Origin of the sequence: Synechococcus sp. H60.3, from assembly GCF_047462295.1 — a bacterium.
Classification (GTDB): domain Bacteria; phylum Cyanobacteriota; class Cyanobacteriia; order Thermostichales; family Thermostichaceae; genus Thermostichus.
In genome coordinates, this window is the sequence record NZ_JANSIY010000038.1 from 3047 (window position 1) to 9240 (window position 6194).

General features: G+C 59.8%; 8 protein-coding genes. 4 read left to right on the forward strand and 4 right to left on the reverse strand.

Translation table 11 applies throughout. The features are described from left to right. Positions 1 to 144: DUF1830 domain-containing protein (locus tag NW841_RS05885; RefSeq protein WP_414385799.1), on the forward strand; the 144-nt coding region annotated here is incomplete at its 5' end. 23 nt (positions 145 to 167) lie between these two features. Here the strand turns inward: NW841_RS05885 and NW841_RS05890 are convergent. Genes NW841_RS05890 through NW841_RS05900 form a run of 3 tightly spaced genes read right to left on the reverse strand, consistent with a single transcriptional unit; the run spans position 168 to position 1893 of the window. Further along, positions 168 to 542 (reverse strand): hypothetical protein, encoded by a 375-nt coding sequence (locus NW841_RS05890; protein WP_414365645.1) that lies wholly within the window; start codon positions 540 to 542, stop codon positions 168 to 170. 33 nt (positions 543 to 575) lie between these two features. Further along, positions 576 to 1301 carry a hypothetical protein gene (locus tag NW841_RS05895; RefSeq protein WP_414365646.1) on the reverse strand — a complete coding sequence of 242 codons (726 nt, stop codon included), beginning with the start codon at positions 1299 to 1301 and terminating at the stop codon, positions 576 to 578. A gap of 49 nt (positions 1302 to 1350) precedes the next feature. Next, positions 1351 to 1893 (reverse strand): DUF3110 domain-containing protein, encoded by a 543-nt coding sequence (locus NW841_RS05900; RefSeq protein ID WP_414365647.1) that lies wholly within the window; start codon positions 1891 to 1893, stop codon positions 1351 to 1353. Positions 1894 to 2417: 524 nt separating this feature from the next. Between NW841_RS05900 and speD the strand changes: the two genes are divergently transcribed. From speD to NW841_RS05915, 3 genes are all read left to right on the forward strand, one after another. Continuing rightward, complete coding sequence (gene speD / locus NW841_RS05905; protein WP_414365648.1) at positions 2418 to 2876, forward strand: adenosylmethionine decarboxylase; 459 nt, start codon at positions 2418 to 2420, stop codon at positions 2874 to 2876. A 28-nt stretch (positions 2877 to 2904) separates the two neighbouring features. Then, positions 2905 to 3843 carry a spermidine synthase gene (locus tag NW841_RS05910; protein ID WP_414385790.1) on the forward strand — a complete coding sequence of 313 codons (939 nt, stop codon included), beginning with the start codon at positions 2905 to 2907 and terminating at the stop codon, positions 3841 to 3843. A gap of 72 nt (positions 3844 to 3915) precedes the next feature. Continuing rightward, positions 3916 to 5067, forward strand: coding sequence for an NAD-dependent epimerase/dehydratase family protein (locus NW841_RS05915; RefSeq protein WP_414365650.1), 1152 nt, complete (start codon positions 3916 to 3918; stop codon positions 5065 to 5067). Here NW841_RS05915 and NW841_RS05920 read toward each other — a convergent pair. Then, complete coding sequence (locus NW841_RS05920; RefSeq protein WP_414365651.1) at positions 5064 to 5975, reverse strand: histone deacetylase; 912 nt, start codon at positions 5973 to 5975, stop codon at positions 5064 to 5066. The genes NW841_RS05915 and NW841_RS05920 overlap by 4 nt on opposite strands. Positions 5976 to 6194: the final 219 nt, after the last annotated feature.

Below are 6194 nucleotides of genomic sequence, written 5' to 3' on the forward strand. Positions count from 1 at the left end.
GGGCAGCGGCTGCTGTTCGAGGCGGTGCCAGGAGCCAAGCTGGAGATCCATACGGGCATGATGGCCAGCTCCATCTTGACGGATATCATCCCCTGCGAAAAGCTGCGCGTACGAGAAACGGAGCCGCTGACGGTGGTCGCTTAGGTTTCCAGGCCGCAGAGCAGAACCTAGGTCTTGTGGCTTTGCTGCTTCTCCTCTTCCCCTGTCGGAGTAGGGGAAGGCTGGGGTGAGGGGCGAGGCTTGGGCGGCAACGGGATATCGAGGAAGCGGGCGCTCAACCGCACCGGGCTGGTCTCGCGCCGCTGCGGCAGCCACGGGATCCCCAGCCAACGGGCCGTGAGCTCCAGCAAGCCGGGGGGCAACGTCGGCGTAGGGGTGGGCGTTGGCGGCGGCGTGGGATAGAGATCCAAGCGCGGGGGGCGCGGGGTGCTGACCCGGAAAGCATCAGGGGGCGGCTGGGTCAGCGGCACGTTGGGATCCCCGCACCCCAGCAGGCCCAAACCCAGCAGGATGTACAGCGCTGCGGTGCCTCTGCTTCTCATAAACGAGCTGCCGAACATCGACCCACCAGACTATCACTGGGATCCCAGGACTCTGAGGCGGCTTTGCAAATCTGCCTCCAGGGCAGATAGCTCGCGGGCCATGGTTACGTAGCGGTTGGCAGTCAAGTTTTTGGCGACAAATTGTTCCAACAGTTGCTGATCCCGGGCAACCATTTGGTTGAGATACTGAGCTACGGAGGCTTGTGGATTCTCGATTAAAGCTCTGCACACCTGCAGCGCCATTACCAGTTGGGCCCGCACCTGCAAAAAGAGCGACTGGATATACCTCTGCTCGGCCTCACTCAGTTGGCGAAAATCTCGCCAATACTGGCCCCCCTCCAGCGACTGTTGTAGCTCTTGCACCCAGCGGTTGTACTCTTTTACCTTGCGAGCTAAGTCGCTGGCAAACTCCATGATCTTGGGTGAGCTACTGAGGAGATGGGCCTCTTGCCAGCGCTGGCGGATGCGGCGCAGGCTCTGCTGTAGCTCCAGGCTGGCCCACAATAGCCCCAGCAAAACCACCCCCAGCAACAGGACGGCTGCTGCATACAGCAGCCAATAGCCGGGATCCCGCATCCCCAAGAAGATCACCAGAGCAATCACCAACAGGCAGAGGGCCAGCATGCCCCAGAAGCGCAGTTGCTGTTGTTGCAGGCGCAGGTACTCTCCCCTCAGGCCAAAAGCCTCACAGGAAGCCTCCAGATCCGCGTCCATGATCTGGCGAAACTCTTCTGCAGAGATCGGCTCAGCAGTGATCATTGAAGGCCCTCTCAACGCAACCTGGGTGAGCGGACTGAAGTGCAGCTCCTCAGGATTTGCCCTGCCAATTCCGCGCGGCTTCCGTACTCTCCTCCAGCGGCTCCAGCACCTCGCTGGCTGGAACTACCATCAGCCCGTAGCCCCCTTCGCGACAAAAATCAACGATCTCCTGGGTATCAAAGCGCTCGGCCACCGGCTTGGGCAGCCCCTGCTGGGCCAGCCTTTGGGCATATTTTTTCGCCCCGAAGGCGCTCTCAAACGCAATAACAATGTCCTGCCCCCCGATCTGGCGTGTGCAGATCCCCTCTTGGCCATTGGCTTGGTAAAGCAGCACGATGACCTGGGGGGGTAAGTCTTCTGGGCTAGCCCAAGCCAACTCCTTCTCAGCCTGGGATCCGCCGCTGAGCAACACATCCCGTGCCTCGTTGAGCCGCGCCAGTTGCGCCTCCAGCAAGGGTCTTTGCCGTTCGTCCTCCAGCTCCAAGAGGGCGGTACTGAGGGTTTGATATTCTCGCAACCATTTCCTCCGGATCTCCCGTTCGCTGGCATCCGACGGCAGGTTGAGAACTTGGAGGGCCTCGGTGGTGTCCATCGACAGCCTCTGCTCTGATTGAGAGGAACGTAACTGTCCACAGTCTAGACTAACCGCTCTGGGAACCTTGAGAGGGGGACTCTTCCAGGGATCCCCGGCACTGTCAGCCGGTCGTTGGGCAGGAAGCCGAACCGCTGAACAATTCCCCTTGCGCCACGTTCGAGATGCCGCCAGCGGGGTGGGCAGCTATCGCGATCCCTTTTTGTGCCTGGATCTCAGGCGAGCACCTTGGCTAGCCGAGGCCCTTGGCCAACTGGATAGGCAAATCGGTCAGAGCGGCAAAGAATGGTGTGGCACAGCAAGTAGAGGTTGCCTGCCAGCAGCTACTGCAAGTTGTGAAAGAATCGCTGCTCTACCGCTGCGCGGGAGCAAGCTAGCAGGGCTGCAGAGAACGTCAAGGTTAATTCTCAGTTAAGAAAAAAGCCGTTGCGGGGTGTAATCTAGCTGCATCTATGAGAAGATGGTAAAGCTGTGCTTTTTGTTCGCACGGCTTCGGTAGTCTATCTGGCCAATTAGGGGATAGTATGCTGCACACACTATCTGGCCAATTAGGGGATAGGTCTCTGGCTCTGATTGGGATCCACTGCATCCTAGAGCTTTACGACTGCCCGGCCAAACTTCTGGATGATGTCTCCCTTGTGCAACAGGCCTTGCGGGAGGCAGCAAGACGCTCCAACTCCACCCTCTTGGGTGAGCTTTGCCATCCATTTGAGCCACAGGGGATCACGGCGCTGGCCCTTTTGGGAGAATCCCATATCTCCATTCACACCTGGCCCGAAGCGGGCTATGCAGCGGTGGATGTGTTCACCTGTGGTCGCCACACGCGGCCCGAAGCAGCCTGTGAATACTTGATCCAGGTGTTTCAAGCGCGGCGGCATTCGCTGCGCAAGCTGCCTCGCCGAACCACGGATGCGGTACCTGTTGAAGAGATGGCGGATTTTCCCGAAGCGCTGAGCTGTGAAACGGCCAGACGAAGGCGCTGAGATCCCGCCGCTTTTTGTAAGGGGTTCTATGAACATCCCAAAGAGCTTCTTCTGGGCACAGGAGTACTTCACCCCCTGGGACTACACTGCCCGTGCCATCACGCGCATTCTGGCCTACCGAAAAACCCCTTTTCAGGAGATGCTTATCGCCGAGACGGGAGCCTACGGCAAGGGCCTGATGCTGGATGGCCACTGGCAGTCCACCACCGTGGACGAATTCCTGTACCACGAGGCTCTGGTTCACCCGGCCCTGGTGCAGGTCGTCCAGGCGGGTGGGATCCCGCGGCGAGTGTTGATATTGGGCGGTGCGGAGGGGGCGACGCTGCGGGAGGTGCTGCGTTGGCGCTCGGTGGAGCAGGTGGTGATGGTGGACATCGACGGGGAGGTGGTGGAGGCCTGTCGAGAGCATCTGCCGGAAATGCACCAAGGATCCTTTGAAGATCCGCGTGTGCAGGTCGTGATTGCCGATGCTTTCGACTTTCTCCACCGGACAGAGCCGGTTTGGGATGTCATCCTCTCCGACCTATCGGATCCTGTTGAAGCTGGCCCGGCCTACCGCCTCTTTACCCAGGAGTTTTTTTGCCAGATCCACTCGAAGTTGCGGCCCGCTGGGGCTTTTGTCATCCAAGCTGGGCCGACGGGGCCGGTAGAGTTGTGGCAGCACACTCGCATCGTTCACACCCTGAAAACGGTGTTTGCTGCTGTGCAGCCCTACGCTATCTACGCCCCCACCTACGGCGGGCCGCTGGGGTTTGCCCTGGCAGCCCAGGATCCCATCTCTTCCAGGCCGGAGCCCGAACAGGTGGATCAGATCCTGGCCCAACACCTGGATCCCGCCCGCGGAGCGCTGCGCTTCATCGATGGCATCACCCTCCTGGGACTCTACCAGGTTCCCGCCCACCTGCGCCGCGCCATTGCTGCTGAGACCACCGTCTACACCCTAGACAACCCTCCTCAGGTTGATTAATGGGATCCTGAGGTATTTGTCTTCGGTGCCATAACTTGGTAGATTCGTGAGCAGCCGAATTTCGCTTCCCTGATGAAAGTCCTGGTTATTGGTGGTGACGGATACTGTGGCTGGGCAACGGCCCTACACCTGTCCAACAGGGGCTATGAGGTGGCCATTCTTGATTCCTACGTGCGCCGCCTCTGGGATCTGCAGCTAGGGGTTTCTACCCTGACGCCCATTGCCCAGCTCGAACAGCGGGTGGATCGCTGGAAGGGGCTGACCGGCAAGGATATTCCCATTTTCGTTTGCGACGTCACCAACTACGAGGCCCTCATTTCTTGCATGCGTCGCTTTGAGCCGGAGGCCATTGTCCACTTTGGCGAGCAGCGCTCTGCTCCCTACTCGATGATTAGCCGCGAACATGCGGTGATGACCCAGGTCAACAATGTAGTGGGCACCCTGAACATCCTCTACGCCATCAAGGAGGAGTTTCCCGACTGCCACCTGGTGAAGCTGGGCACCATGGGTGAGTATGGCACCCCCAACATCGACATCGAGGAGGGGTACATCACCATCGAGCACAACGGCCGCAAGGACACCCTGCCCTATCCGAAGCAGCCGGGTTCCATGTATCACCTCTCCAAGGTGCACGACAGCCACAACATCCACTTCGCCTGCCGCGTCTGGGGCCTGCGCGCCACGGATCTCAACCAAGGAGTGGTGTACGGCGTGCTGACAGAAGAAACTGGCATGGATGAGGTGCTGATCAACCGCCTCGACTACGATGGCGTGTTCGGTACGGCTCTAAACCGCTTTTGCATTCAGGCGGCGGTGGGGCACCCACTGACGGTGTACGGCAAGGGGGGCCAAACCCGTGGCTTCCTGGATATCCGTGACACAGTGCGCTGTGTGGAGTTGGCCATCGCCCATCCCGCTGAGCCGGGCCAGTTTCGGGTGATGAACCAGTTTACGGAGCAATTTAGCGTGGAGCAACTGGCGCTGATGGTGCAAAAAGCCGGAGCCACCATGGGGCTGAAGGTGGAGATCAACTACCTAGAAAACCCCCGTGTCGAGCTGGAGGAGCACTACTACAACGCCAAAAATACCAAGCTCCTAGACCTGGGCCTACAGCCCCACTATCTGTCTGACTCCCTTTTGGACTCGCTGCTCAACTTTGCTCTCAAGTACAAAGACCGGGTGGATGTGCGGCAGATCCTGCCCAAGGTGAAGTGGAAAGGCTAACCCTTCAGGCAAGCTTGAGCTAGGCTTAGCCAGCCGCGGGCCAGGTTCTCCAGGTCATAGCCCCCTTCTAGGCCGAAGACGGTCTTGCAGGTCACCTCCTCCAGGCAAAGGCGGGCCATACGGCCAAAATCTTCCGGCTCCAGCAGCATGCTGGCCAAGGGATCCCCTTTGGCACAGTCAAAGCCCGCACTCACCAGCAGCAAATCCGGTTGGAAGGCTCGCAAGAAGGGCAAAACCTTCTCATCGAGAGCCTTTTTATAGGCCGACCAATCCGACCCAGCAGGCAGCGGCACATTGCAGAGGTTGCCGTGGATCCCGGTTTCCTGGGCCAAGCCCGTGCCGGGGTAGAGGGGGAACTGGTGGATGGAGGCATAGAGCAGTTGAGGGTGGCGCTCCACCACCGCCTGCGTGCCGTTGCCGTGATGCACATCCCAATCAAAAATTGCCACCCGCCTCACCCCCGGCTGATCCAGGGCCCAGAGGGCGGCAATGGCGGCGTTACTGAAGAGACAAAACCCCATTGCCCGTTCCGGCTCCGCGTGATGCCCCGGCGGGCGACACAGCACCAAAGCCGGCTGAGCTGCGGCCAAAACCGAGGCCGAAGCAGCAATCCAGGCTCCCACCGCCAAGCGCGCCGCCTCGAAGCTTGCTGCGGAAACGGAAGTATCTGCGTCGATGCGTCCCCCGCCCCTCGCGGCCAACTCGGCCACCTGTTGAATGTGCCAGCGCGGGTGAACCCGCTCCAGTTCCGCAAGATCGGCCAAGGGGGGATCCCGCCACTCCAGGCAGTCGGCAAAAGAAGCGCTGCGCAGCGCCTTGACAATGGCCTGCAGTCGAGCCGGGCGCTCGGGATGAAAGGGGCCGGTATCGTGGCGAAGAAAGGTCTCTGAATAGTAGACGGGCAACATACCAGGGCGAGGCAATGTTCTCGCAGTTTAGCCTAAGCCCGTGCTTCTCTACCCGTAAAAAGCTTCCGACATGGATCCCGCATAGGGGTCAACGCCAAAAGAAGCTTGTTGCAGCTTCTGCTTGACCACATCCCGCACTACCGAGCGGAGCAATTCCAGCTCAGAAGGGTTGAGCTGATCGTGGCTGGGACACTCATCGGGAGCCAGCCACATGTAAAC